At 65.5% G+C, this 25,873-nt stretch carries 27 protein-coding genes; 8 read left to right on the forward strand and 19 right to left on the reverse strand.

Annotated elements, in window-relative coordinates; all coding sequences use genetic code 11:
• Positions 1-40 precede the first annotated feature (40 nt).
• The 4 genes from AC0QTX_RS01805 to AC0QTX_RS01820 all read right to left on the reverse strand — a co-directional run bounded on the left by AC0QTX_RS01805 (position 41) and on the right by AC0QTX_RS01820 (position 4,356).
• On the reverse strand, positions 41-1,132 hold the full coding sequence (locus tag AC0QTX_RS01805) for a TRAP transporter substrate-binding protein (protein ID WP_474602107.1): 1,092 nt from the start codon (positions 1,130-1,132) through the stop codon (positions 41-43).
• 356 nt (positions 1,133-1,488) lie between these two features.
• The gene (locus tag AC0QTX_RS01810) at positions 1,489-2,106 is read right to left on the reverse strand and encodes a hypothetical protein (RefSeq protein ID WP_474602108.1); all 618 of its coding nucleotides are present in this window, start codon (positions 2,104-2,106) and stop codon (positions 1,489-1,491) included.
• A 172-nt stretch (positions 2,107-2,278) separates the two neighbouring features.
• Positions 2,279-3,004: a DUF4142 domain-containing protein gene (locus AC0QTX_RS01815; RefSeq protein WP_474602109.1), complete on the reverse strand. Its 726-nt coding sequence runs from the start codon at positions 3,002-3,004 to the stop codon at positions 2,279-2,281.
• Positions 3,005-3,081: 77 nt separating this feature from the next.
• Positions 3,082-4,356, reverse strand: a complete 1,275-nt coding sequence (locus AC0QTX_RS01820; protein ID WP_474602110.1) for a glycoside hydrolase family 1 protein — start codon at positions 4,354-4,356, stop codon at positions 3,082-3,084.
• Between the two features lie 181 nt (positions 4,357-4,537).
• Here AC0QTX_RS01820 and AC0QTX_RS01825 point away from each other — a divergent pair, with 181 nt between their 5' ends.
• On the forward strand, positions 4,538-5,641 hold the full coding sequence (locus tag AC0QTX_RS01825; protein WP_474602111.1) for a S1C family serine protease: 1,104 nt from the start codon (positions 4,538-4,540) through the stop codon (positions 5,639-5,641).
• Positions 5,642-5,741: 100 nt separating this feature from the next.
• Positions 5,742-6,182 (forward strand): ribosome hibernation-promoting factor, HPF/YfiA family, encoded by a 441-nt coding sequence (gene hpf / locus AC0QTX_RS01830; RefSeq protein ID WP_474602112.1) that lies wholly within the window; start codon positions 5,742-5,744, stop codon positions 6,180-6,182.
• Positions 6,183-6,389: 207 nt separating this feature from the next.
• Here hpf and clpB read toward each other — a convergent pair whose 3' ends face one another.
• Positions 6,390-9,011: an ATP-dependent chaperone ClpB gene (gene clpB, locus AC0QTX_RS01835; protein WP_474602113.1), complete on the reverse strand. Its 2,622-nt coding sequence runs from the start codon at positions 9,009-9,011 to the stop codon at positions 6,390-6,392.
• Between the two features lie 180 nt (positions 9,012-9,191).
• On the opposite strand from clpB, the gene AC0QTX_RS01840 reads away from it, so the two are divergent.
• Positions 9,192-9,515 carry a hypothetical protein gene (locus AC0QTX_RS01840; protein WP_474602114.1) on the forward strand — a complete coding sequence of 108 codons (324 nt, stop codon included), beginning with the start codon at positions 9,192-9,194 and terminating at the stop codon, positions 9,513-9,515.
• Between the two features lie 6 nt (positions 9,516-9,521).
• Positions 9,522-9,785 carry a hypothetical protein gene (locus tag AC0QTX_RS01845; RefSeq protein WP_474602115.1) on the forward strand — a complete coding sequence of 88 codons (264 nt, stop codon included), beginning with the start codon at positions 9,522-9,524 and terminating at the stop codon, positions 9,783-9,785.
• A 113-nt stretch (positions 9,786-9,898) separates the two neighbouring features.
• On the opposite strand, the gene AC0QTX_RS01850 is transcribed toward AC0QTX_RS01845, so the two are convergent.
• Positions 9,899-10,630 (reverse strand): Crp/Fnr family transcriptional regulator, encoded by a 732-nt coding sequence (locus AC0QTX_RS01850; RefSeq protein ID WP_474602116.1) that lies wholly within the window; start codon positions 10,628-10,630, stop codon positions 9,899-9,901.
• A 162-nt stretch (positions 10,631-10,792) separates the two neighbouring features.
• Here AC0QTX_RS01850 and AC0QTX_RS01855 point away from each other — a divergent pair, with 162 nt between their 5' ends.
• Positions 10,793-11,575, forward strand: coding sequence for an MOSC domain-containing protein (locus AC0QTX_RS01855; protein WP_474602117.1), 783 nt, complete (start codon positions 10,793-10,795; stop codon positions 11,573-11,575).
• Between the two features lie 71 nt (positions 11,576-11,646).
• Here the strand turns inward: AC0QTX_RS01855 and AC0QTX_RS01860 are convergent, their stop codons facing one another.
• From AC0QTX_RS01860 to AC0QTX_RS01885, 6 genes are all read right to left on the reverse strand, one after another.
• Positions 11,647-12,660, reverse strand: coding sequence for a DUF4167 domain-containing protein (locus AC0QTX_RS01860; protein WP_474602118.1), 1,014 nt, complete (start codon positions 12,658-12,660; stop codon positions 11,647-11,649).
• Positions 12,661-13,043: 383 nt separating this feature from the next.
• Positions 13,044-13,892 carry a peptide chain release factor N(5)-glutamine methyltransferase gene (gene prmC, locus AC0QTX_RS01865; RefSeq protein WP_474602119.1) on the reverse strand — a complete coding sequence of 283 codons (849 nt, stop codon included), beginning with the start codon at positions 13,890-13,892 and terminating at the stop codon, positions 13,044-13,046.
• On the reverse strand, positions 13,889-14,326 hold the full coding sequence (gene fosX, locus AC0QTX_RS01870; protein WP_474602120.1) for a FosX/FosE/FosI family fosfomycin resistance hydrolase: 438 nt from the start codon (positions 14,324-14,326) through the stop codon (positions 13,889-13,891). Before fosX ends, prmC begins: the two co-directional genes overlap by 4 nt.
• Positions 14,323-15,411, reverse strand: a complete 1,089-nt coding sequence (prfA, locus tag AC0QTX_RS01875; RefSeq protein WP_474602121.1) for a peptide chain release factor 1 — start codon at positions 15,409-15,411, stop codon at positions 14,323-14,325. The genes fosX and prfA overlap by 4 nt, the downstream gene beginning before the upstream one ends.
• Complete coding sequence (ptsP, locus tag AC0QTX_RS01880) at positions 15,411-17,678, reverse strand: phosphoenolpyruvate--protein phosphotransferase (protein WP_474602122.1); 2,268 nt, start codon at positions 17,676-17,678, stop codon at positions 15,411-15,413. The genes prfA and ptsP overlap by 1 nt, the downstream gene beginning before the upstream one ends.
• Positions 17,679-17,768: 90 nt before the next feature.
• Positions 17,769-19,007, reverse strand: a complete 1,239-nt coding sequence (locus AC0QTX_RS01885; RefSeq protein ID WP_474602123.1) for an aspartate kinase — start codon at positions 19,005-19,007, stop codon at positions 17,769-17,771.
• Between the two features lie 133 nt (positions 19,008-19,140).
• Between AC0QTX_RS01885 and ubiG the strand changes: the two genes are divergently transcribed.
• Positions 19,141-19,911 (forward strand): bifunctional 2-polyprenyl-6-hydroxyphenol methylase/3-demethylubiquinol 3-O-methyltransferase UbiG, encoded by a 771-nt coding sequence (gene ubiG / locus AC0QTX_RS01890; RefSeq protein ID WP_474602124.1) that lies wholly within the window; start codon positions 19,141-19,143, stop codon positions 19,909-19,911.
• On the opposite strand, the gene nhaA is transcribed toward ubiG, so the two are convergent.
• Entirely contained in the window at positions 19,853-21,073 is a 1,221-nt protein-coding gene (nhaA, locus tag AC0QTX_RS01895) for a Na+/H+ antiporter NhaA (protein ID WP_474602125.1), read from the reverse strand. The two genes, ubiG and nhaA, sit on opposite strands and share 59 nt — an antisense overlap.
• Before the next feature lie 103 nt (positions 21,074-21,176).
• The gene (locus AC0QTX_RS01900; protein ID WP_474602126.1) at positions 21,177-21,698 is read right to left on the reverse strand and encodes a metallophosphoesterase family protein; all 522 of its coding nucleotides are present in this window, start codon (positions 21,696-21,698) and stop codon (positions 21,177-21,179) included.
• A gap of 258 nt (positions 21,699-21,956) precedes the next feature.
• Here AC0QTX_RS01900 and AC0QTX_RS01905 point away from each other — a divergent pair, with 258 nt between their 5' ends.
• Both AC0QTX_RS01905 and AC0QTX_RS01910 read left to right on the forward strand, forming a co-directional pair.
• A complete protein-coding gene (locus tag AC0QTX_RS01905) occupies positions 21,957-22,286 on the forward strand; it encodes a hypothetical protein (RefSeq protein WP_474602127.1) in 330 nt (109 codons plus the stop codon).
• A gap of 27 nt (positions 22,287-22,313) precedes the next feature.
• A complete protein-coding gene (locus AC0QTX_RS01910) occupies positions 22,314-22,691 on the forward strand; it encodes a hypothetical protein (protein ID WP_474602128.1) in 378 nt (125 codons plus the stop codon).
• 39 nt (positions 22,692-22,730) lie between these two features.
• On the opposite strand, the gene AC0QTX_RS01915 is transcribed toward AC0QTX_RS01910, so the two are convergent.
• From AC0QTX_RS01915 to AC0QTX_RS01935, 5 genes are all read right to left on the reverse strand, one after another.
• The gene (locus tag AC0QTX_RS01915; RefSeq protein ID WP_474602129.1) at positions 22,731-23,177 is read right to left on the reverse strand and encodes a DUF1178 family protein; all 447 of its coding nucleotides are present in this window, start codon (positions 23,175-23,177) and stop codon (positions 22,731-22,733) included.
• Positions 23,178-23,221: 44 nt separating this feature from the next.
• Positions 23,222-24,085: a carbon-nitrogen hydrolase family protein gene (locus AC0QTX_RS01920; RefSeq protein ID WP_474602130.1), complete on the reverse strand. Its 864-nt coding sequence runs from the start codon at positions 24,083-24,085 to the stop codon at positions 23,222-23,224.
• 89 nt (positions 24,086-24,174) lie between these two features.
• Positions 24,175-24,600, reverse strand: coding sequence for a hypothetical protein (locus tag AC0QTX_RS01925; RefSeq protein ID WP_474602131.1), 426 nt, complete (start codon positions 24,598-24,600; stop codon positions 24,175-24,177).
• 97 nt (positions 24,601-24,697) lie between these two features.
• Positions 24,698-24,955, reverse strand: coding sequence for a glutaredoxin 3 (grxC, locus tag AC0QTX_RS01930; RefSeq protein ID WP_474602132.1), 258 nt, complete (start codon positions 24,953-24,955; stop codon positions 24,698-24,700).
• Positions 24,956-25,006: 51 nt separating this feature from the next.
• The gene (locus AC0QTX_RS01935) at positions 25,007-25,789 is read right to left on the reverse strand and encodes a ComF family protein (protein WP_474602133.1); all 783 of its coding nucleotides are present in this window, start codon (positions 25,787-25,789) and stop codon (positions 25,007-25,009) included.
• Between the last annotated feature and the right edge of the window lie 84 nt (positions 25,790-25,873).

Raw genomic sequence — 25,873 nt, forward strand, 5'->3', positions numbered from 1 at the left:
AAACGGCGCCTTGCGGCGCCGTTTCGGATATCTGCAATGGTCAGCGCGGCTGGCCCTGCTGCTGGTTGACGAAGTAGTCGAAGGGCAGCTCGGCGATGCGGAACCAGGTCAGCTCCTTCTCGCGGAAGGCGTTCCAGGAATCGTACATCTTCTTGAACTTGGCGTTGGAGGCCGCGAGCTCGCCGTAGAGCTTGTAGGCTTCCTTGTAGCTCTGCTCCATCACGTCGCGCGGGAAGGGTCGCAGCTGCACGCCCTGGCCCACGAGGCGGCGGATCGCGTCGGCGTTCTGCGCATCGTATTTCGCCACGCACAGGGCATTCGCCTCGGCACAGGCGGCTTCGAGGATCGCCTTGTAATGGGCGGGCAGCTCGTTCCACTTGTTCATGTTCACGTAGAGCGAGGGCTGCGCGCCGCCCTCCCAGAAGCCCGGATAGTAATAGTACTGGGCCACCTTCACGAAGCCGAGCTTCTCGTCGTCGTGCGGGCCGGAGAACTCGACCGCGTCGAGGGTGCCGCGCTCCAGCGCCGGGTAGATGTCGCCGGCTGCGAGCACCTGGGGCACCACGCCGAGCTTCTGCATGATCTGCCCGCCCATGCCGGCGATGCGCATCTTGAGGCCGTTCAGGTCCGCGATGGACTTAATCTCCTTGCGGAACCAGCCGCCCATCTGAGCGCCCGTCTGGCCGGCCGGGATCGGATAGACGTTGTAGTCCTTCATGAACTCGCGCACGAGGTCGAGGCCGCCGCCGTAATACATCCAGGCATTGTGCTGGCGCACGTTCATGCCCCACGGCACCGAGGTCTCGAACATGAAGGTCGGGTCCTTGCCGATGAAGAAGCTCGACAGGGTATAGGAGCACTCCACCGTGCCGTTCTGCGTGGCGTCGAGGGTCTGGAGCGCGCCGACGATCTCGCCTGCCGCGAAGGGCTGAATCTGGAACTTGTTGTCGGTGGCGGCGGCCACGCGCTTGGAGATCATCTCGCCCGCGCCGAAGAGGGTGTCGAGGCTCTTCGGATAGGCGGACGCCATGCGCCAGCGGACTTCCGGCTGCGCCTGAGCGATGGCCGGGGATGCGACAGCGCCTGCTGCAACTGCCAGGCCTGCGCCTTTGAGAACGTTTCTTCTGTCCATGAGCGTTTCCTCAACCGTTTTATGTCGTCACTGCCGGTTCGGCTGAACAATCCATAAAGCGGGAGGCACGGGGCTGTCACTCCATCTTCCGTAGAGACAGCTATGCAGTAGGCTCATTGGGTCATCCCGGACGAAGCGCAGCGAAGATCCGGGATGCCGGACGGGAGTGGCGCGGAAGCCCTCCTCCCCCTTGTGGGGAGGAGTTGGAGGTGGGGGTGTGGGCGCCACGCTGGTCTAGTCCAGCACCGGCACCCCCACCCCTGCCCCTCCCCACAAGGGGGAGGGAGACATTCGCTTGATCCGCACGCGATCCCGGACCGGCTTTCGCCGTCCGGGATGATGCGTGGGGGATGGGACTACCGCTCCTCGTTGCCGCCCTTGGAGAGCGGGCGCTGCTGCTGGCCGCTATGGGCGCGACCCGAGCGCTTCGGCGGCTTCTCGTCGCCCGTGGAGGAGGTCGACTTTCCACCGGACTGGCTGGCCGTGGGATGGCCGCGCACCAGGGTGCCCTTGGGCACGTCCACCGCGTTGCCGGGCGCCGGCACGCGGGCGCGGGAGGTCGCCCCGCCGCTCATGCCTGAGGGGCCCGTCGTGCCTTCCGTCTGAGCGCCGCGGGGGGCCGGGCTCTTGGTCGCCGTCGTGTTGACGCTCTCGGCGATCTCCTCGTTGGAGAGCTCGAAGCCGGCGTCCGCTGCGCCTTGCTCCGGCGGCACCTCCTTGAAGGAATGGAGCCCCGCCTTGGAGCCGCTCTTCACGCGATTGTCGTCCACATGGTCGATGTCGAGGTCGGGGTCGAGCTTCTTCGAGGCGCCCATCACGCCGGTGGCTTTGGCGGCCGCGCGCTTGGTGTTGCCGACATCGTTGCGCTGGGTCGGACCTGCGACGAAGTCGTCGCCGGCCTCTTCCTGCGCGATCTCGTTCAGCACTTCATCCACAGGCGGCTCAGGAGAGCGACCGCGTTTGTCTTGCGCCATGGGCTATTCCTCTTCTTGGGTTTCAGCAGGCTGATGGCTAGGAAGCCTCGCAGAGCCAACGTCCTTTCGAGGACGGGTGTTCCGGCCCTGCGACCGTGAAAAGCAGGGCCGGACGATCATTGCGGCGCATCGTCCTGCCGATGAGCCGGCATCCTTCTCGCCGGGTGAGGCTTTACCGGCCAAGCTCCTTCTGGATGTCCTGCAGCATGGTCAGGTGCTCCTGGATCTGGCCCCGCGCGAGCTTGGCAACGTTCGTGGTTTCGCGGTTGCCGGAGCCCTGCTTGAGATAGTCCTCCTGCAGCTTCAGCAATTCCTGATGCCCCTGAATCTGCAGGGCGACGTAATCCTTGTCGAAGGCAGCGCCTCCGGGCGCCTTCGACAGACGCTCCATGGCCTGCGCATCCTTGGCCGGCAGCTCGGGCGCCGTGGAAGCAGCCGCTTGAGCGCCGCGCGTGGTTGACGCTGTGGCGTTCGGGTCTGCGAAGGAATGCATGATCTCGGTGAGCAGGTTCTGCTCGCCGACCTCGAACTCCGCGAACTGCTTCACGCGCGGGTTCTGCGCCTTGGTGAGCGCGAAGTTCGACTGCTGCAGCGACACGGTGCTCAGCGCCAGCGCCTGCTGGATGTACTGCCGGTCGGCCTGCGACTGCTCTTGGCCCATGGCGGCCGGGGCGCTGTTGGCCTGACCCTGGCGGGCGGGGGTCTGCGTATCCTGCGGGGCGCCGCCCTGTTGCGTGCGCTGCTGGCGCTCCTGCGCGTTCTGCCCGAGGGCCGGATTGGTCCGCGTCTCCGCAGGTTGCGGTGCGGTCGATTGAGGAATGGCCTGGTTCTGCTGCTGAGCGAAGGCGGGAACGGCAATGGCGGCCATGAGGCCGGCGATCACGAGACGGCGTGACATCAAGAACTCTCCTGCAAAGGGACTGTGAGAGCGAACGTTTGCGGGAAAGTTTGGTTCAGGCTCGGAGTGAAGCGGCGTCAGCGCCAATCCTTGTCCGAACTCATCTGCATCTCGTCGGCCGCACGCTTGATATCGTTGAGGTCCACCGGATCGCTGAACGGATCCTCGTCGAGCTCCGTCACCCGGTTCAGGCGCTTCTGCCAGCGCCGCAGCTCGTCGATATAGGGCCCGTAGGGTACGCGCTTCAGGCGGCCGTTCTCCTCGACCAGATCGCACAGGCCGTTGTGCAGCCATTCGCCATTGTGCCAGTCGGGCATGTCCACGGCGGGAAACAGGCACACCCCGTGCAGGTCGATGCCCTGGCGCACGGCGGCGAGCGATTCCTCGACGATGTCGCGCAGCCAGTCCGGGCGGCCCTCGCGCAGGCCGCTCGTCTCGCCCACGATCATCGGGCGGCGGTAGCGCTCCCAGGTATAGGTGAGCAGGTCGCCGAGCGGCCGGATGCGCTCGTCATGCGGCTCCAGGGAAGCGTGCGGGCCGTTCTCGCGATATTCCATCTGGCCGAACGAGTAGGCGTTGACGCCCACGATATCGAGCACCTCCGGCGAACCGCCGAGCTCCGGGTGGCGCCGCCCGGCGATCACGTCCCAGGCATAGAACGTGTCCGTAAAGGTTTCGTGATCCGCCTCGTCCTTGAGATCCGGGCGGTCGTGCGGCGCAACCACCAGAATGAGCGGGTCGATGTGCACCATCCGCGCCTCAGGGACGACCTCGCGGATCGCCTTCACGGCCGCGATGTCGGCCCGGCACAGGGCGAGGCGCAGCCGCCGGCGGTCTTCGTCGGTCTTGCGGAAGGGCGCGGTCCAGGCCCATTCCCCACCCATGAAGGCGAAGAAGGTGATCTCGTTGATGGGCGTGAAGAAATGCGGGCCGCGGATCCGCGGCGTCACGTATTCCGCCGCCGCTTTCGCATAAGATGCGAAACGATCCGTGAAATCGGCTGCGAAAGGATCGACGTCGTCCGGATAGCCGTAGTGGCACAGGTCCCAGATCGGCAGGATCTGGTGGCGGTTCATGGCCGCGATGAACGGATCGAGCCCCGAGAAATCGTAAGCGCCGCTCTTGTCCACGAAGGGCCAGGGAATGCCCTGGCGCGCCACCGCGATGCCGAGCGAACGGAGAAACGCGTAATCCTCATCCGCATGCTCGCGGTGCTGCGTCTCGGCCACGAGATCCCGGCGGCCCCGATCCTTCCAGATGAAGGTGGAGCACTCGAAGCCCGACAGGAAGAAGGTCGGGAAAATGCCTGCATGAACAGGGGAGCGGCTTCCTGACGGTGACGGATCATGCAAGGCATCCTCCTCCTGGTCCAGGCAGAAGGGTCGAGGACTTGCCTTTCGCCGGACAAGCTCAACCTCCGCAGGGACAAGCGGATGAGAGTCGCAGGGTTCCGCGAACGGGTCGTGCCGGTTCGGGATGAACTTCGCTCAAGCGTGTCCGTTGTGAGAGGGTTGATCAGGAGCAGGAGGACCAATGCAGGACCGGACGACGCGAATCATCATGCTGGTCGTGGCGGTGCTGCTCGCGATCCTGGTGCTGCAGCCTTATGTGAATACCTACTTCTATTCCGCCCGCGCGCCGCGGCCCGTCGCGGCGCGGGGCGACCTGGCGGAGTTCGAGCGCACGACGATCCGGGTGTTCGAGACCGTGGCGCCCTCGGTGGTGCAGGTGGTGGCGCTGCAGGGGCGAGGCCCCGCCGGCGGAGAGCCGGCCGGTTCCGGCACAGGCTTCGTGTGGGATGCCGCCGGGCATGTGGTGACGAACCATCACGTGGTGGAAAACGGCTCCTCGTTTGCGGTACGTTTCGCCTCCGGCGAGGTGCGGCCTGCCGAGGTGATCGGGCGCGCGCCGAACTACGACCTCGCCGTCCTGCGGCTCCAGCGCCAGGGCGCCCTGCCGGCCCCCGTGAACGTGGGAAGCTCGGCCGATTTGAAGGTCGGGCAGACCGCCTATGCCATCGGCAATCCCTTCGGGCTCGACCAGTCGCTCACCTCCGGGGTCATCAGCGCCCTCAAGCGCCGCCTGCCCACCAGCGGCGGGCGCGAGGTCGCCGACGTGATCCAAACCGATGCGGCGATCAATCCGGGCAATTCCGGCGGCCCGCTGCTCGATTCCGCCGGCCGCCTGATCGGCGTCAACACCGCCATCTTCTCACCCTCAGGAACGAATGCCGGCATCGGCTTTGCCATTCCTGTCGATGTGGTGAACCGGGTCGTGCCGGAACTCATCCGCACCGGCCGCGTGCCGACCCCGGGCATCGGCATTCTCGCCGGCGACGAGACGCTCGCCGCCCAGCTCGGCGTAACCGGCGTGATCGTGGCGGGCGTGGTGCCGGGCTCGCCGGCGGACCGGGCGGGCCTGCGCGGCGTGGATGCGCGCGCCGGCATCATCGGGGATGTCATCGTGGGCGTCGACGACGCGCCGGTGCGCCGCCTGTCGGACCTGACCGACAGGCTCGAGAGAGTCGGCGTCGGCAACACGGTCAAGCTCGCGGTCGTGCGCAACAACCGTTCCGAGACCATCGAGGTCGCCGTCGCCGATGTGGAGCAGCAGGGGACGCGGAGCCGCCGGCCCTGAACCGAAGACAACCTTGGCAGGGTCGAATTTGTTTCACTCCGACCGAAACCTTGTCTCCTGCCCGCCGTTAGCCATCGAACCTTCAGCAGCGGAGGACCGAATGAAACTTGAAAGCGGCGACAACAATATCCTCGTACAAAGCTCGACAGTCGACCTGGGCGAAAATTTCCCTGAATTTGCCAAAACCAACATCCAGCGCATTGCCGGAAAATACTTCGGCCGGCTGAGCATGGGATCCGTGCATGTCACCCGCGAGGGGCCGACCTATCGGTGCACGGTCAACATGCAGATGGGCGCGCTCAAGATGATGACCGGCGAGGCCAAGGACAAGGATCTTTACACCGCCTTCCGCGCCGCCCTGCAGAAAACCGCCAAGCAGCTTCGCCGGACGAAGCGGGAGCTTCGCGAGGACAAGGGCGAGCGCACCGACAAGGACATGCTCCTGCGCGAAGGCGCACGATCACGCGCTCCGGAACGCGACATCGACGATGCGGGCCTGCCCATGAACGACGAGGGCGATTACCGCGCGGCCGCAGAGTAAGCGCACATCAACATCCTCTCCATGTCATCACCGGCCTTGTGCCGGTGATCTCGATTGAGTGGGGCTCTGCACTTTTCCGCATCAGGATGGCCGGGACTGATCCCCGGATCAAGTCCGGGGACGGCCATGACAAAGAAGGTTTCGTTCACTTCAGTCACGAAAAAGGCCGGGCTCCAGCCCGGCCTTTTCTTTCTTCACGACTGCTTTCTAGTTCAGCCGCACGCCCTGCGGCGGGCGCTCCGTGCCGCTGACGGTGACGTCGCCGATCATCAGGCCCATGGGGCCTGCATGCACCGGCACGGTCTCGCCGTCCTTGATGTCGCCGGCGAGAATCAGCTCCGCCAGCGGATCCTGCACGTGCTTCTGGATCACGCGCTTCAACGGGCGCGCGCCATAGGCCGGGTCGTAGCCCTTGTTCGCAAGCCAGCTGCGCGCCTCCTCGTCGAGCTGCAGCGTGATCTTGCGGTCAGCGAGCAGCTTCTGCAGGCGGCCGAGCTGGATGTCCACGATGGCCCCCATCTCCGAGCGCTGCAGCCGGTGGAACAGGATGATCTCGTCCACGCGGTTGAGGAACTCCGGCCGGAAGTGCGCGCGCACCACGCCCATCACTTCGTCGCGTACCTCGTCGGTGTCATGGCCCTCGGTCTGGTTCACCAGATATTCGGCGCCCAGGTTCGACGTCATGATGATGAGCGTGTTGCGGAAGTCCACGGTGCGCCCCTGGCCGTCCGTGAGGCGGCCGTCGTCGAGCACCTGCAGCAGGACGTTGAACACGTCCGGATGCGCCTTCTCGATCTCGTCGAACAGCACCACCTGATAGGGCCTGCGGCGGACGGCTTCGGTGAGGGCGCCGCCCTCCTCGTAGCCCACGTAGCCGGGAGGCGCGCCGATGAGGCGGGCGACCGAGTGCTTCTCCATGTATTCCGACATGTCGAGGCGCACGAGCGCGGTCTCGTCGTCGAACAGGAAGTGCGCCAGCGCCTTCGTCAGCTCCGTCTTGCCGACGCCCGTGGGGCCGAGGAACATGAACGAGCCCATGGGCCGGTTCGGATCCTGCAGCCCGGCGCGGGAGCGCCGCACGGCGGTGGAGACCGCTGCCACCGCCTCTGCCTGGCCGACGACGCGCCTGGCGATCGCCTGCTCCATCTGCAGGAGCTTCTCGCGCTCGCCCTCCAGCATCTTGTCGACGGGCACCCCGGTCCAGCGGGAGACGACGCCGGCCACATGGTCGGGCGTCACCGCCTCCTCCATCAGCCCGCCGCCATCGGCATGGGCCTCCACATCGGTGAGCTGCTTCTCCAGGCCCGGAATGACCCCGTAGGAGAGCTCGCCGGCCTTCGCCCAGTCGCCGTTGCGCTGCGCGGTGGCCAACTGGTTGCGGGCCTCCTCGAGCTTCTTCTTGAGGTCGGCCGCGGTGCCGAGCTTGTCCTTCTCGGCCTTCCAGCGCGCGGTGATGGAAGCCGATTGCTCCTCCAGCTCCGCCAGCTCCTTCGTGAGGCGCTCAAGGCGGTCGCGGGACGCGGCGTCCGTTTCCTTCTTCAACGCCTCCTGCTCGATCTTCAGGCGCACGATCTCGCGGTCGATGTTGTCGAGCTCCTCGGGCTTCGAATCGACCTGCATGCGCAGGCGCGACGAAGCCTCGTCCACGAGGTCGATGGCCTTGTCCGGCAGGAACCGGTCGGTGATGTAGCGGTTCGACAGCGTGGCGGCCGCGACAAGCGCCGAGTCGGTGATGCGCACCCCGTGATGCTGCTCGTACTTCTCTTTGAGGCCGCGCAGGATCGACACGGTGTCCTCCACCGTGGGCTCGCTCACGAAGACCGGCTGGAAACGACGCGCCAAGGCGGCGTCCTTCTCCACGTGCTTGCGGTACTCGTCCAGGGTGGTGGCGCCCACGCAGTGCAGCTCGCCGCGGGCAAGCGCGGGCTTTAAAAGGTTCGACGCATCCATGGCGCCATCGGCCTTGCCGGCGCCGACCAGCGTGTGCATCTCGTCGATGAACAGGATGATGCCGCCCTCGGCCGACGTGACCTCGCTGAGCACAGCCTTCAAGCGCTCCTCGAACTCGCCGCGATATTTCGCGCCGGCAATCAGCGCGCCCATGTCGAGAGCGAGCAGCTGCTTGTCCTTGAGCGATTCCGGCACGTCGCCGTTGACGATGCGCAGAGCGAGGCCCTCGACGATGGCGGTCTTGCCGACGCCGGGTTCGCCGATGAGCACCGGGTTGTTCTTGGTGCGCCGCGACAGCACCTGGATGGTGCGGCGGATCTCCTCGTCGCGGCCGATCACCGGATCGAGCTTGCCGTCGCGGGCCGCTTCCGTGAGGTCGCGGGCGTATTTCTTGAGCGCATCATAGGCGTTCTCCGCCGTCGCATTGTCGGCGGTGCGCCCCTTGCGCAGGGAATTGATGGCGGTGTTGAGGCCTTGAGCGGTCACGCCGGCCTGAGCCAGGATGCGGCCGGCGTCCGAGTCCTTCTCGACAGCCAGCGCCAGCAGCATGCGCTCGACGGTGACGTAGGAATCGCCTGCCTTCTCGGCGGCCTTCTCGGCCGTGTCGAAGAAGCGCATCAGGTCGCGGGTGGCCTGGGGCTGCGCGGCGGAGCCGGACACCTTCGGCTGCTTGGCGAGCCACTGCTCCACCGCCGCATGGGCGTCGCGGGAGCGCCCGCCGGCGCGGTCGATGAGCCCGGCGCAGAGGCCTTCCGGATCGTCAAGCAAAACCTTCAGGACATGGCCCGGCGAAAGCTGCGGATGGCCTTCCCGCATGGCGAGATTCTGCGCCGCCTGAACGAAGCCCCGGGCACGCTCGGTGTATTTCTCGAAGTTCATCAATCATCCCTCCTCGGATCTGCCCGCCCTGCCTGAGGCACAGGCAAATCCTGCGATGTCGGACCCTCATCGAGAGGCATCCGCTTGGGCTTCAAGATGGTGTGTCTAATTGGACACAACAAGAGGGGGAACCCGCTTGCCGCGCTGGCATTGACCCCACGACAGTTTGAGGAGGTTCCCATGACACGCGACCCGCGTTCGGAAGCCGAAAAAGCCCGTGCCGCCCTTGCCCGCAATGCGGAGATGGGCTTGGGCGTGCCGCAAAGTCCGGCCGAGCAGCAGCCTTCCGTGACGCCGGAGACCTTCGGCGACACCACCGAGAATGGCCGGGTGATCCGGGACGATCAGGGAGGGGCGGCCAACGCGGCGGACCGTGACATCGGGGATTCCACCGGCACCATCGCGACCTCCCGCGACATCCCGGTCTCGCGCCAGAACGTTCAGTCCCCGCCGACCCATCGCAGCGACGAAGAGGACGGCGTCCTCTCGCGCGCAAAGGAGTGAAGCACAATGGCTCTTTCCGATATCTTTTCCATGTTCAGCCCCAAGAAGCGCAAGGCCGAGAAGGCCCGCGAGGAGCTGATGAGCAATGCCGAGAAGGCGCTGCGCATGAAGCAGGAGGCCGGCTCGCAATCCACCATTCCCGAGCATCAGACCGCCAACGAGGGGATGAATCCCAAGACCACCAACGAGGATCACATCCCGGCTCGCGAAGGGTTCAACACGCCCGAGCTCAAGCGCTCGAGGGTCGCCCGCTCGGGGGACGCTTCGTAAGTCCAGCTTCACTCAGTTGAAGACGACAGAGCCCTGCCACCTGGCAGGGCTTTTTCAGGTATGGCCGCCGAATGCTCTTCAAATCTGCTGCCATGGCGGCAGGCAGCTCCCGTTCAGCCTCGCTGATAGGTGCCCGGTAGAAGCTGCTCGAACTTCGCGCTGATGATCTCGTAGCACTCGCATGCGGCAGCCTCGAGACCCGGGCGATCCGTGACCGTGATGATGCCTCTGCCCTGGCGGATCAGGCCCTTGTCCTGCAGGGCCCGGGCAACGTCGCTGACCGTCGAGCGCTGAACCCCGAGCATCTCCGCCAGGGACTCCTGGGTGAGCGGCAGCTCAGACTGGCCCGCTCGATCCTGACTCATGAGGATCCACCGGCAGCAACGGGCTTCCACGCTGTGAACGGCGTTGCAGGCCACGGTTTGAAGCGTTTGCGCCATGAGCGCCTCAGTAAAGCGCAGGACGAGCTGCTGGATGGCCGGTCGAGCCGCCATGGCCTCGTGCATCGCGTTGAGTTCGGTCCGCGAGGCCGATCCGCTCATCTGGACGATATAGCGCCCGAACGATTGGCGGGTCACGAACGCGCTCACCAGGCCGAACAATCCCTCGCAGCCGAAAGTCGCCATCTCGACGGACTTGCCGTCATGCATGACGGTGACGAGGGACACCATCGCATCGTGCAGAAAATAGGTATGCCCGATGGTCTCGCCCGCCTCGTAGAGGGTCTGACCTCGCTGCAGGTCGACGATGGTCAGACGGGGCTCCAGAAACGCAAAATCCTCTGGCGCCAGGGCTGCGAGAAGCCGGTTATCCTGATGCTGCGGAGTTTTCCGAACCTGTGCCATGGCAGAGGCCCCGATTCAGCGGAATACGCCGTCTTATTCAACGCGCCGGAGGGGCGGTATGCTCCACCGATGAGTGAATTCGCAAGGCATCGGGCTTGGGAAGTCGGGCACGGCGCCCCAACCCACCTTGCCCGCCTCCGGCTGATACAGTATCCAAGCTTCATGACCATCCGCATCGCCTCCCTCCAGCGCTATCCGGTGAAGGGCCTCTCGCCCGAGACCCTGTCCTCCGTCACCCTTGCGAAGGGGGACTACTTTCCCGGGGACCGGCTGTTTGCCGTCGAGAACGGCCCGGCCGGGTTCGAGCCGGACAATCCGCAGCATCAGCCCAAGATCAAGTTCCTGATGCTGATGCGGAACGAAAGCCTGGCGCGGCTGAAAACCCGCTACGTCGATTCCATCACGACCCTCTTCATCGAACAGGGCGGCCGAGAGGTGGCCCGCGGGGATCTGTCGACGCCGGAGGGGCGGCTTGCCATCGAGGCCTTCTTCCGCCGCTTCATGCCGAGGGAGCTGCGCGGCCCGCCGAAGGTGCTGAGCGCCCCGCAAGGCTTCCGCTTCACCGATTCCCGGCGCGGCTTCGTCTCGCTCATCAATCTCGCGAGCGTGCGGGAACTGGAGACCGTCGTGGGCGCTCCTGTGGATCCGCTGCGCTTTCGCGGCAACATCCATGTGGAGGGGCTTGCGCCTTTCGCGGAGTTCGACCTGGTCGGCCAGGTGCTGACGGCGTCCTCAGGAGCCCGCCTGAAGGTCACCAAGCGCATCGAGCGCTGCGCCGCCACCAATGTGGACCCGGACACAGGCATCCGGGACCTGGAAATCCCGAAAAGCCTGATGAAGGCCTATGGTCATTTCGACTGCGGCATCTACGCGGAGGTGCTGGACGGCGGCACCCTGGGGGCTGGCGAGAGCCTCGCGCGGGAACAGGCCGAGCTGGCGCTGTAAACACCCCCGCCTCAGGCAACAAAAAAGGGAGAGCCAGGCTCTCCCTTTATCATGTGGCAGGTCTGATCCGCTTACTCGGCGGCCGGGGTCTCGACCGGATCCGGGATGAAGCCGGGGTTCTCGGCGTTGGCCGCGTCGATCATTTCCTGGCGGGTGCGGCGGCGGCGGCGCGGACGGGCTGCGGCCTCGTCGTTAGCCGCTTCCTGCATCACCGGAGCGGGAGCCGGAGCCTCCGTTTCGGCAGCCGCGGGAGCAGGCGTGCGGACCGGGTTCGTGAGAAAAGCCGGCAGGGTGCCCTGGTCGGAGACCTCGTCATCCCGGCGGCGGTCGCGCTGGAAGCGCTCGCGGCGCTCCGGACGGTCGCCACGCTCGAAGCGGTCGTTGCGCTCCGGACGATCCGTGCGCTCGGGACGGTCGGCGCGATCCTGACGATCAGGGCGGTCTCCGCGGTCGAAGCGGGCAGGGCGCTGTTCATTGCGCTCGGTGCGCTCGCCGTTGTCCGAACGGGCCTCGAAGGGCTGCTCGTCACGTTGCTGGAAGTCCTGGCGCGGGCCGCGGTCGCGGGGCTGAAAGCGCTCGCGACGGTCGCCGCGATCCTGGCGATCACCGCGATCCTGACGGTCACCCCGGTCCTGGCGATCGTTCCGGTCGAAGCGCGGCTGACGCTCGGCCCGGTTCTCGTAGGGCTGCGGCTGGGAGCCGAAATCGCCCTCGTCGCCGTTGCCGAAATCCTGGCGGTCGGAGCCGGCGCGCTCGAAGCTCGGGCGCTCACCCTGGGTGAAGCCTTCCTCCTCGTTGCCGTCCTCGTCGAAGGATCGCTGCTGCTGGTAGCCGTACTGCTCGCGCAGCTGCTCCTGGGCGGCCGCGATGATGCGGAAGTAATGCTCGGCGTGCTGGAAATAATTCTCGGCCGCCACCGGGTCGCCGCTGGACTGCGCGTCGCGGGCGAGCTGGCTGTATTTCTCGGCGATATGCTGAGCCGTGCCGCGGATTTTGACATCCGGTCCATTCGACTCATAGCTCTTCGTCAAGGGATTGGGACCCTTGTTGTTGTTACTGCGGTTGTTGTTGTTACGACCGCGCATACGCCTGTTTTGTCCTGGTCTCATTGTTCGCTCTACGAGCCTCGCTGGTTCTTTAAAGCCCACGCGATATGCAAGCCAATATTCAACGAACGGGCTCAATGCCCACCGTTCGCGTGGCAAACCGTCTGTCGTTCAGCCACAGCCTTCAAGAGGCTTGGCCATCCTTCAGTGTCGGGTTCAGGTGATCGCGCTAGGCCGTTCCGTTCAAAAGCCCCTGCCTGCGCGATTGATATCGTTTGGTCTTCCGGCATGCCCCTGAAGGGCTGCCGATTTGTTTAGACCGAGGACGATCTCTACGCTTGAATCTAGCGGGTTCCTCTCGGTCCAACAAGGGTTATTTCCCACTTTATCCCACCCTGGGACAAGAAAGCCTCACTCGGCCATCACAATCGCCTCATGGCGACGCAGCGTGGGTTGCCTGATAGATCGTGTGCGATCCGCAGGATTTCAAGGTCATGAAGCTTGGCCAAACGAGACAAGGCCTCGGCCTGGTCGTACCCGATCTCCACCGCCAGCAGCCCCCCGGGAGCCAGCAGCCGCTCCACCTCAGTCAGGAGGATTCGGTAGGGTTCCAGCCCGTCCGGGCCCCCGTCGAGGGCGAGCCTCGGATCGTGCTCCCGCACCTCCTGGTCCAGACTCGGGAGCACCCCGGAGGCGATGTAGGGCGGGTTCGAAACGATCAGGTCGAACGGTCCCGACACCGCATCGGCCCAGCGGGACAGGGCAAAATGGCAGCGCTTGCCGACACGATTGTCATCCGCATTGGTACGCGCTGTCACAAGGGCGCCAAAGGACAGGTCGACCCCAAGGCCGGTGGCGTGCGGCAGTTCGTGCAGCAGGGCAACCAGGATGCAGCCCGATCCGGTGCCGAAATCCACCATCCTCAACGCGGCCTGCCGGTCGGGAAGCAGGTCGAGCACGGTCTCGACCAGGGTCTCGGTATCCGGGCGGGGCACCAGGGTCTCCGGGGAGAGGCGGAAGGGCAGGCCCCAGAATTCCCGCCCGCCGGCAATCCGGGCCACCGGCTCATGGTTCAGGCGTCGGGCCGTGAAGGAGGCGACGGTTTCGGCCTGTTCCGGTGTCAGAGCCACATTGGGGTCCGTGACAAGGTCCGTAGCCGAAACCGCGAGGGCTTTCAGGAGCAGCAGCCGGGCATCCAGGGCCGCGGTCTCGAACCCTGCCTCGGTGAGGGTCAGGCGCAGCTCCCTCAGGGCCACGGCGCGGGTCTTCAAGGCTTCGGACCCCGCCGATAGCGTTCCAGTCGCTCTTCCAGGGTGCCGGTGTGCAGCTCGAACAGGTGGTTGTCGTCGTCGTAGAAATAAAGCGAATGCCCTTCGCCCTCGACCCGGGGCCGGGATTCGCGGATCTCCAGTCCCAGCGCCTCGATCCGCCGGCGGTACGCGTCGATCGCGGCGGCCGGGATCTTGAAGGCGATGTGGTTGTAGGTGCGGGAGGGAAGGCTCTCGCCCTCCATCACGGCGATCCAGAGCCCGCCCACATCGAAGAATTTCTCGCGGGAGAGGGAGAAGGTGTCGCTGCCGGACGAATAGATCTCCCGGCCGCCGAGCGCCCCTTCGATGATGGCGCTCATGCGGTCAAGATCGCGGGTGATGAGCGTGATGTGGCTCAGTCCCTCGATCTTGCCCTCGATCTTGCCCTCGCTCATGCCGCCTGATCCTGAGCGGCGAGCTGGGCTGCCTGGTGTTCGGTGACCAGCGCGTCGATCAGCTCGTCGAGGGCGTTGCCGGCCATCACTTCCTCCAGCTTGTAGAGGGTCAGGTTGATGCGGTGGTCGGTGACGCGCCCCTGCGGAAAGTTGTAGGTGCGGATGCGCTCCGACCGGTCGCCCGAGCCCACCTGCGCCTTGCGGTCGGCGGCGCGGGCTGCGTCCTTGGCGGTGCGTTCGGCGTCATAGAGGCGGGCGCGAAGCAGGGCCATGGCCCTGGCGCGGTTCTTGTGCTGGGAGCGCTCGTCCTGAACGAAAACCACCATCCCGGTGGGGATGTGGGTGATGCGGATCGCCGATTCCGTCTTGTTCACGTGCTGGCCGCCGGCGCCCTGGGCCCGCATGGTGTCGATCTTCAGATCCGCATCGTTGAGAACGATGTCCACGTCCTCGGCCTCCGGCAGCACGGCCACGGTGGCGGCCGAGGTGTGGATGCGCCCTTGCGTCTCCGTGTCCGGCACGCGCTGGACCCGGTGGACGCCGCTCTCGAACTTCAGCCTGGCGAACACGCTGCGGCCCTTGATTTCGGCCACCACTTCCTTGTAGCCGCCCGCCGTGCCCTCGCTTTCGGAGACGATCTCGACCTTCCAGCCCTTCAGGTCCGCATAGCGGGTGTACATGCGCAGGAGGTCGCCTGCGAAGAGGGCGGCCTCGTCGCCGCCGGTGCCGGCGCGGATTTCGAGGATGGCGCTCTTCTCGTCCGCCTCGTCCTTGGGCAGCAGCATGAGACGCAGGTCCTGGGCGGCTTTCTCCAGGTCCTCGCGGGCCTGGGGCAGCTCGTCCTCGGCGAGCGAGCGCATCTCGGAATCCATTGACGGATCATCGAGCATGGCCTGCAGGCCATGCAGATTGTCCTCCATCGCCCGGTAGGCGCGGATGGCCTCCACCACCCCGTCGAGCTCGGCGAGTTCGCGGGAGAGGGAAACAAACGTCTCCGGGTCGGGCCCGGCATTGAGCGTCGCCGTGATGATGTCATGGCGGGCGAGAATAGCGTTCAGGCGATCAGAGGGAGGGGCAATCGACATCAGACCGGAATACCATGGGTTTCCGCAAAATGGGCAAGCTTCGGCCGCAGCGTTTGGCCGCCCCCGGCGTTCTTCAGTTCCTCGCGGATCAGGGCACTGACCTGCGCAACGTTCATCTCCAGCAGCATGGCCTTCACCGGGCCGATGGCCGCCGGGGACATGGAGAGCGAGCGGAAGCCGAGGCCGATCAGGGCCATGGCCTCGAGAGGGCGTCCGCCGACTTCGCCGCAGACCGTAGCCATGCAACCGGAGGCCTCGGCATGCTCGGCCACCATGCTCAGAGCCCTCAGCATGGGGGCGCTCAAGGGATCGAAGCGGTCGGCCACGCGCCGGTTCTCCCGGTCGCTGGCAAAGAGAAACTGCATCAGATCGTTCGTGCCGAGCGAAATGAAGTCGGCGCTCTCGCAGATTTCCCTGAGCTGGAACAGGAGGGACGGAACCTCCAGCATGACCCCGAGCTTCAGGTCCGACGGCAATGGATGGCCATGGTTGGCCAGGTGGACCTTCTCCCGCTCCACGTACTGCTTGGCGCGTTCGAACTCGTCGCAGGTCGCCACCATGGGGAACATGATCTTCAGGGGCCGGCCCGCAGCCGCCTTGAGCAGCGCGCGGATCTGGGCGCGCAGCAGGCCCGGACGGTCGAGGCCGATGCGGATGGCGCGCCACCCTAAGGCTGGGTTCTCCTCCTCGACGGACTGCATGTAGGGCAGGATCTTGTCGCCGCCGATGTCGAGGGTGCGGAAGGTGACGGGCCTGTCGCCGGCTTCCGCGAAGACCGTGCTGTAGAGCGCCTGCTGCTCGGAGGCCGAGGGCATGCGTTCCGCGATCATGAACTGCAGCTCGGTGCGGAACAGGCCCACGCCCGCAGCGCCCGTCTCGGCCAGATGCGGCAGGTCGACCACGAGGCCCGCATTGAGCTGCAGGGAGACCTCGACGCCGTCCTTGGTGACCGAGGGCACGTCCCGCAGCTTGAGATACTGCTCCTGCCGGCGGGCGCGCAGCCGCGCCTTCTCGGCATAGGCGGCCTCGACGTCCGGATTGGGCCGGATCTGCACCTCTCCCGCGGCACCATCGACGATGATGGCATCGCCCGGCTCGGTGAGGGAGGTCGCGTTCGAGACCTCGCCGACAGCCGGGATGCCGAGCGCCCGGGCCACGATGGCGATGTGGCTCGTGGGCCCGCCCTCTTCGAGGACAAGGCCGCGCAGGCGCGAGCGGTCATAGTCGAGCAGAGCGGCCGGGCCCATGGAGCGGGCCACGATGATCGCGTTCTCGGGAAGGTTCTCGCGCTCCGTGACGAAGTCCCGCCCCACGAGCCGGTGGAGCAGGCGGTTGGCGAGATCGTCGAGGTCGTGCAGGCGCTCGCGCAGGTAGGGATCCGTCTGGCGCAGCATGCGGGCGCGGTTGTCGGACTGCACCCGTTCCACGGCCGCTTCCGCCGTCAGGCCCGACGTCACCGCCTCGCGCATGCGCCTGAGCCAGCCCTGATCGTGGGCGAACATGCGGAAGGTCTCCAGCACCTCCCGGTGCTCGCCGTGATGGGCCACATCCCCGCGCTCGATGAGCTCGTCGATGGACAGGCGCACCTCGCCGATGGCGGCATCCAGCCGCTTCAGCTCCGCCTCGATGTTCTCGGCGATGAGGTTCTTGACCACCACCCGCGGCTCGTGGAGCACCACGTGGCCGAGGCCCACGCCGTCGGCGAGCGCAACACCCTTCTGGTAGACGGGGCGGCGGAGCGCAATGCCCGTTTCCACCGGGGCCAGGGCCTGCAGCTCGCCCGTGGCGAGCATCTCGGCCACCACCATGGCGGTGGTCTGGAGGGCTTCGACCTCTTCCTCGGTGTAGACCCGGTAGGTGCGGTTCTGGACGACGAGGACGCCAAGGGTATTGCCGGCGCGCAGCAGGGGCACGCCCAGGAAGGCGTGGTAGACCTCTTCGCCGGTCTCGGGCTTGTAGGAGAAGGCCGGGTGGCTCTGGGCGTCGGACAGGGCCAGGGGCTCCGCCGTCGAGGCGATAAGGCCGACGAGGCCCTCGCCCGACCGCATGACGGTAAGGTGGACGGCCTCCCGGTTCAGGCCCTCGGTGGCGAAGAGCTCGAGCACGCCGTCGCCGCGCATCACGTAGACGGAGCACACCTCGGCCACCATGTTCGCGGCGATCTGGGTGACGATCTTGTCGAGACGGTCCTGCGCCCCCACCGGCTCCGCCATGATCTCGCGGAGGCGGCGCAGCAGTAGGCGCGGACCGCCGGGAGCGCTTGGCATGAGCTTCTCTGTTCCCGTCCTATGAGGGCCGGCAGGGCGGGCCGGCGGCTACCTATTACGAGTGTCGCAGCCCGACAGTTCCCTCGTCAATCAGGCTTGATCAAGGCCGTATAGCGAGTGGAGCGTGCGAACCGCAAGCTCCGTATAGGCCGATTCGATCAGGACCGAGAATTTGATCTCGGAGGTGGTGATCGCCCGGATGTTGATGCCCTTGTCGGCCAGGGCCTTGAAGGCCCGGGCGGCCACGCCCGCATGGCTGCGCATGCCGACGCCGATGGCCGAGACCTTCACCACGTCCGTTGCGCCCTGGAGATCCTGGAACCGGATCTCGTCCTTGTGGGCGTTCAGGATCGCGCAGGCCCGCTCGTAATCGGCGGTGGGCACCGTGAAGGTCAGGTCCGTGGTGGCCGCGTTGTCGGACACGACCTGGATGATCATGTCCACGTTGATGTTGGCCTCGGCCAGGGGCACGAAGATCGAGGCGGCGATGCCCGGCTTGTCGGCAATGTCCCGCAGCGTGATCTGGGCTTCGTCGCGCGAATAGGCGATGCCCGTGACAATCTGCTGTTCCATGATGTCTTCCTCGTCGCAGATGAGGGTGCCGAGCTTGGGGTCGGCGGGATCGTCGAAGCTGGAGCGCACATAGGTGGGAACGCGGTGCATCATGGCGAGCTCAACCGAACGCACTTGGAGCACCTTGGCCCCCAGCGAGGCCATTTCCAGCATTTCCTCGTAAGAAACCCTGTCCAGGCGCCGGGCCTTGGGCACGATGCGCGGATCGGTGGTGTAGACCCCGTCGACATCCGTGTAGATGTCGCAGCGCTCGGCCTGAATGGCGGCGGCGAGCGCCACGGCGCTCGTATCCGAGCCCCCGCGGCCGAGCGTCGTGACGCGGCCCGTGGGCTGGTGCATGCCCTGGAAGCCGGACACGACGGCAACTTCCTTGTTGTCCGTGAAGCCCTTGATGATCCCGGTGCCGTCGATGGCGGCGATCCGCGCCGAGCCATGGGCGTCCGAGGTCATGATCGGGATCTGCCAGCCCTGCCAGGAGCGGGCCTTGAGGCCCATCTCCTGCAAGGCGAGCGCCAGGAGGCCGGAGGTCACCTGCTCGCCGGAGGCGACGACCACGTCGTATTCCTTAGAGTCGTAGAGGGCGGAGGCCTCCTTGACCCAGCCGACGAGCTCGTTGGTCTTGCCTGCCATGGCGGACACCACCACGGCCACGTCGTAGCCGGCCTCGACCTCGCGTTTCACATGCCGGGCCACGTTGCGGATGCGCTCTACGGTGGCGACGGATGTTCCGCCGAACTTCATGACGAGACGGGGCATGGTCGAGGAAGGCCGTTAAGGGTTCAGGAAAGATTTTGCCCTTCGCGGCGCGAAAGGCGCGTATACATGACGGTAGGGCCGCGCCCTGTCAACGCGCGGGAATCAATTCTTTGTCCTAAGGAATCCGGCTCCAATGACCCACGGCGCATCCACCACCATCGACCCCGCCGAGGTCGCCCGTTTCGACAGGATCGCCGAGACCTGGTGGGACCCGAAAGGGCCCATGAAGGTCCTGCACAAGTTCAATCCGGTGCGCTTGGCCTATATCCGCGACGAGGCCTGCCGCCGCTTCGGACGCGACCCGCGCTCGGCCCGCTCGCTTGAAGGGCTGACCATTCTGGACGTGGGCTGCGGCGGCGGCGTGCTCTCCGAGCCGCTCGCGCGCCTGGGAGCAGCAGTGACGGGGCTTGATCCCGCCCCCACGAACATCTCCGTCGCCCGGCTCCATGCGGAGCGTGCCGGGGTGTCGGTCGATTACCGCAACGAGACGGTGGAGGCGGTGGTCGCCAGGGGTGAGACCTTCCACATGGTGCTCGCCATGGAGGTGGTGGAGCACGTGGCCGACCGGCAGGCTTTCGTGACCGCCTGCACCCAGGCCGTGAAGCCGGGCGGCTGTCTCGCCATGGCGACGATCAACCGGACCCTGCGCTCCTTCGCGTCCGCCATCGTGGGGGCCGAGTACATCCTGGGATGGCTGCCCAAGGGGACCCACGAATGGGACAGGTTCGTCACCCCCGAGGAGCTGACCGGCGCCATCGAGGCGGCGGGCTTCAGGGTCGATGACCTCAAGGGCGTCGCCTACAACCCCTTGAGGGACAGCTGGTCCCTGTCCCGCGACACGGCCGTCAACTATATGCTGCTGGCCTCGAAGGCTGGAGCGGCTGCTCCCGTGGGGCGACGCTGAGCACCAGATAACCGGCCAGCGCCGACAGAACCGAGCCCATGAGCACGCCGATCTTGGTGGCATCCCCCAGCTCCGGCTGGCCCGGGAAGGCGAGCGCCCCGATGAAGAGGCTCATGGTGAAACCGATGCCGCACAGCAGGGCGACGCCGTAGCATTGAGCCCGCGTCGCGCCGGCCGGGACATCGGCGAGGTTGAGCCTGATCGCCAGCTCCGTGAACGCGTAGACGCCTACCTGCTTGCCGATGAAGAGGCCAAGGGCGATGCCGAGGGGGAGGGGACTGAGGACAGCATCGAAGGACAGCCCGGACAGTGACACGCCTGCATTGGCGAGGCCGAAGATCGGGATGATCGCATAGGCGACAGGCTTGTGCAGGGCGTGTTCGAGCCGGTGGAGGGGCGCATCCTCGGCACGTGTCTTCTTCGGATCGGGCTGGAGCGGGATGGTGAGGGCAAGGGCCACGCCTGCCAGGGTGGCATGAATGCCCGATTTCAGGACGAAGAACCAGAGCAGCGCGCCCACGGCAAGATAGGGCAGAAGCGACATGATTCCGAAGCGGTTGAAGGCCACCAGCGCGACGAGGCAGAGACCGGCCGCGCCGAGCATCGCCAGGGACAAGTCGCTCGTGTAGAACAGGGCGATGATGATGATCGCGCCGAGATCGTCGAGGATTGCCAGCGCCGTCAGGAAGATCTTGAGGGACGTCGGCACCTTCGAGCCGAGGATCGCCAGGACGCCGAGCGCAAAGGCGATGTCGGTGGCGGCCGGGATCGCCCAGCCGTTGCGGAGATGCGGCTCGTTCCAGGTGATGGCGAGATAGACGAGCGCCGGCACCACCATGCCGCCGAAGGCCGCGATGCCGGGCAGCATGCGGCGCGGCCAGGTGGAAAGCTGCCCGTCCAGCATCTCGCGCTTGATCTCGAGCCCCACCAGCAGGAAGAACACGGCCATGAGCGCGTCGTTGATCCAGTGCAGGACGTTCAGGCCCAGGACATAGGTCTTGAGCAGGCCGAAATAGGCATCGGCTAGAGGCGAGTTGGCGATCGCGAGGGCGACCACCGTCACGCCCATGAGGATCATGCCGCCGGAGGCCTCGCTGTCGAAGAACCTGCGCATCAGCGAGATGCGTCGCGTGGGCCTCAAGTCGCTCTTCGGCAGATCCATTCGTGACTCCTTTCTACCCCAACCGGCCCTGGGGCGAATGGTTCGGATAAAGCGTCCGCAGACGATCCGGTCCAATAACAAAACCAGGAGCAACTCTGCTGGATCAAACCCTCTCGGCCGCCACGCGCCTGCGCCTTGTGCCGAGCACGGTCTCGAGGGTAACCGGCCGGAAGTCCCAGGCGTCCACGCCCACATCGTATTGCCGGGTCTGGGGCTTCAGCTTGCCGTGGGAGTGGCCGTGCAGGTCGATCCAGCCGCGCCCCATGTTCTTCCAGGTGCGGAAGGCGTAGTGGCACATCACGACCGCATGCCCGTCGTGCACGAGTTCCGCGTAAGCCTGCACGCTCTCCCAGCCTTTGGCCGCAAGAGTGGCAGCGCCATCGTTGTTGCCGATGATCAGGTGCTTGCGGCCATGGAGCACGCCAAGCAGCTCGTCGATCCTCTCCGGGCGAACATGCAGGGCGAAGTCGCCCAGATGCCAGACGTCGTCCTCGGGGGAGACGGTCGCGTTCCAGTTGGCAATGAGCCCCTCGTCATGCTCGGGGATCGTCTTGAACGGCCGCTTGTCGATGCGCAGCACCCGCGGGTCGCCGAAATGGGTGTCGCTGGTGAAGAAAACCGCCAAATGAGCCCCTGCTATCGGTCATTGATGAAGTGGAGTTCGAAAACTGAAACGTCGACCCTGGAGCAGAGTTCAGTCCGACGATGAATGACCGCTGTGGCCCATCCGCCGGACAATGCTTCCTTAACGTAAGCTATGCTATTTCTGTTCTGCATCTGGCCAAACCGAGACAATAAAAGTCCCCAACAGCTAGGCTCGCTGTAACTGAGGTGCACTCACGCAGGGCTATCCTGTCACCATTGCTACCTCAAGGGGCAGATCTTGAAGATCATCACCACTCTAGCCGCGGCCGGCTTCGTAGCCGTGTCCGCTTTCAGCGCAGCGTCTGCTGCCAATCGGCATGTCGACATCGTCAACGATACCGGAATGACCATGTCCGAGTTCTACGCGTCCGCGACCGGCACGGACGATTGGGAGGAAGACATCCTCGGTTCGGATACCCTGGTTGCCGGACAGGTGTTCGACATCGACATCGACGACGGCACCGGTGCGTGCAAGTTCGACTTCAAGGCAGTCTTCACCGACGGAAGCTCCCACGTGAGACGCTCGGTCGATGTCTGCTCGATTTCGACATTCACCTATCGCCGTTGAGACCGAAGATCGTTAAGGGGAAAACAGATGATCAAGTCTAAGATTTTCGGGCTGGTCCTGACGGGCCTTGCCATGACCATGAGCGTTCCGGCACTGGCCGGAGGGCCGGGCGTCTATACGGTCAAGGGCAACAACGGCGAGCCGGACAGCGACTACACGGGAACGCTGACCATCGTCCAGACGAGCAAGGACACGTTCAAGCTCACCTGGAACATTGCCGGCGAGCGGTATGATGGTTTCGCCATCGGCGACGAGCGCATCCTTGCTGCGAGCTTCACCAGCAAAGGCGCCAGCGGAACGGCGCTTCTCGTTGAGGACGACGAGAACAAGGGCGGCTACAAGAGCGTCTGGGCGTTCAGAAATGAGACGCAGCTCGGCATCGAGGTGATCACGCCGAAGAAGTAGCCTGTCTCTTCAACTGGCGGGATCGGTGGAGCACCGCTCCTAATTCCTGTCGTCAGGCACGACCGGCAGGGGCAGCACGTCGATGCCTTCCTCCAGGAGTGCTCGCGCTTCGGCGAGGTCCGCCTCGCCATAGATCGAGCGCTCCTCCGCCTCGCCGTAATGCATCTTGCGGGCCTCCTCGACGAAGTCCTTGCCCACGTTCTCGGCACTCTTCATCACGTGCTCGCGCAGTGCTCGCAAAGCTGCGCGCAGCTCGCGCTCGCGCTCCGAGAGAACCGCAACCGGCTGAGGCTCGGGCGCAAGGGCAGGCGCCGCCTTGTCCGTGCGCGCCACGGAGGGCGCCATGATCTGCTTCTCGACCTTTGCGGAGTCGCAGAACGGGCAGGTCACGAAACCGCGCTTGCGCTGCGTCTCGAACGCGTCGCTTGAGGGAAACCAGCTCTCGAACTCGTGGGCCTGCTCGCAGGCCAGGGCGTACTTGATCATGTCCTTGCGAGACGTAAGGATTCAGGTGCGGAAAGGGAAGGGGATCAGGCGGTGGCCGCCCGATCCGTCGCGATGGTGGGAACGACCTCGACCTTGAAGGGACGGGCATTCTTGAGGGTCGGGATGCGCCCGCGCACCTCGGCCACGAGGGCCGTGTCGATCTCGGCCAGGAACACGCCGGGCTCCGTACCGCCTTCCGCCAGCACCCGGCCCCAGGGATCGATGATCAGGGAATGGCCGTAGGTCTCGCGCCCGTCCTCGTGCAGACCGCCTTGAGCGGCGGAGATCATGAAGGATCCGGTCTCGATGGCGCGGGCCCGGTGCAGCACGTGCCAGTGCGCCTCGCCCGTCTGCCTGGTGAAGGCAGCCGGCGCCGACAGGAAGGAGGCGCCGTTCTCGGCCAGAGCCTTGTAGAGGGCGGCAAAGCGCACGTCGTAGCAGATGGTCATGCCGAGATAACCCCAGGGGGTCTCGGCGGCCACGGCCCAGGCACCGCCCGTATAGGTGGCCGATTCGCGCCAGCTCTCGCCGTTGGGCAGGTCGACGTCGTAGAGGTGGATCTTGTCGTAGGAGGCCACCACTTCGCCGCTCGCATCGATCAGGAACGCCCGGTTGGCGACCTTGTCGCCCTCCTTCACGGCAATCGAGCCGATCTGGATCACGATTCCCCGCTCCCGCGCGACGTCGCGCAGAGCTGCCAATACCGGGTCCTGCGCCTCCGGTCCGACCTTGTCAAAGAGTTCGCCGCGGTCGCGGCAGACCAGGGAGGTCATCTCCGGCGTCTGGGCGAAATGCGCGCCCTGGTCGGCCGCCTGGCGCACGAGGGCGACCGCTGCGTCGCGGTTCGTGAGGACGTCGCGCCCGGAACGCATCTGGATGCAGGCGGCGGTGAAGCGGGCTGGGGTCATGAAGCTAGTCTCCGTCAGGCCTGTAATAAGGCCTTAAAAGACTGACCTGTCCAGCGTCAGGATGCTTCACCCAGCACGAGGTCTCGCGCCTAGCGCACATCCAGTGAGTAGCGGGCTATTCGGGTTGAGCCGTTTGGAAAGATCGCTTCAACTTGGAATGTATCGGGGCCTTTGTAGCCAGACGAGGGAGTATAGAAGACCTGGGTCGCTGGCGCACGCTTGGCATTGCAATGAAAGCGAATGTTCTCCTTCGGATAAGTGGGAAAATCTATAGCCTCTTTGATCTGGACTTGGCCGTGCTTGGGTTGTTCCAGGACCCGGATGCTTGTCGATCCTGTGGAAACACACTCCGGATTGAGGGAGCCAAACGTATCAACCTTAAGAGGCTTGCCGTTCAGGACGACCTTTGTGTTGCCTGGAGCCGAACCGGTAGTGTTGCAGCCTGCTACAAGCAGCGTGCCGAGCAAAAAATGTAATTCAGTGTGCGCATGTTTGTCCCTGGAATACCAAGGCACAAATCTTCATACATGTTATAACCCCATGCAAGCCAATGAGTTCGATATGCCCTACAGCAAAGCCGCGTGTGACTTTGCTGCATCACGCGGCTTTGATTCAGACAGCAAGTAGTCTCTCAAGCTGGCCCCTGTCATCAAGCTCGTACAGGTCGTCGCAGCCGCCGACATGCTTTTCGCCGATGAAGATCTGCGGCACGGTCGAGCGGCCCTTGGCCTTCTGGATCATCTCGGCCCTGGCTTCGGGCTTCTTCTCGATGTCGATCTCGGTGAATTCGGCGCCCTTCTCGGCGAGAAGCTTCTTGGCGGCCGAGCAATAGGGGCACCAGCTCTTCGTGTAGATCGTAATGGCAGGCATAGTCGGAAGATCTCCTGTGGTCGGGAGGATATAGGAAGCTTTGCGCCTCCGTCACAACTCCTTCACCACCCGGGCGAAGGCCAGAACGTCCACGGACGCCGCACCGCCGCGCAGGAGCGCCCTGGAGGCGGCGTTGGCCGTGGAGCCGGTGGTCAGCACGTCGTCGACGAGGAGCACCCGCCTGCCCTGCAGCCGCGCCTTGGCCTCCGGGGGCACCCGGAAGGCACCCTGCAGGTTCTCCTGTCGCTGCGCCTTGGTGAGCCCCACCTGCCGCCGGGTACGCTTGATGCGGGCGAGCAGGAACGGATCGCAGGGGATGCCGCTCCCGACCGAAACCGCTTTTGCCAGCGCCATCGCCTGATTGAAGCGCCGCCACCAGAGGCGCCAGCGGTGAAGGGGCACCGGAACGATCACGTCGGCGTCCGCCAGGAGTTCCGTCCCCGCCCTGGTCATCATCCCGCCGAGCGCCCGGGCGAGTTCCAGCCGGTCGTTGTATTTCAGACGGTGGATCAAAAGGCTTGCGGTGCCGTCATACTCGGCGACGGCCCTGGCGCGCTGAAACACGGGCGGGTCGGCGATGGCGGCCGGCGAGAGCAGCGGCTGGCCGAGATCGACGGCAAACGGCGTTCCGAGCCGCTCGCAATAGGGACGCTCGATGAAGCGAACGCCCGACCAGCAGGAGGCGCAGAGGGTGTGAGGCTCTCCCGTCGCCGCCTGGCAGGCGATGCAGGTCGGCGGGTAGAGGAGACCCAGGGCCGCACGCCCAGCCTCCCGCGCTCCCTGACGGAGGCGGGCGGGCAGCGGAACTGATTGGACCTTGCTGGGCTCGCTCATGCGGGAAGCTTAGCCGATGAAGGTTCGGAGGGCGACAATGCGTTTTCCTTGTCTCTTCCAGAGAGGGGTGGGAATGGAGTGGTC

The organism is Microvirga sp. jy35, from assembly GCF_056148915.1.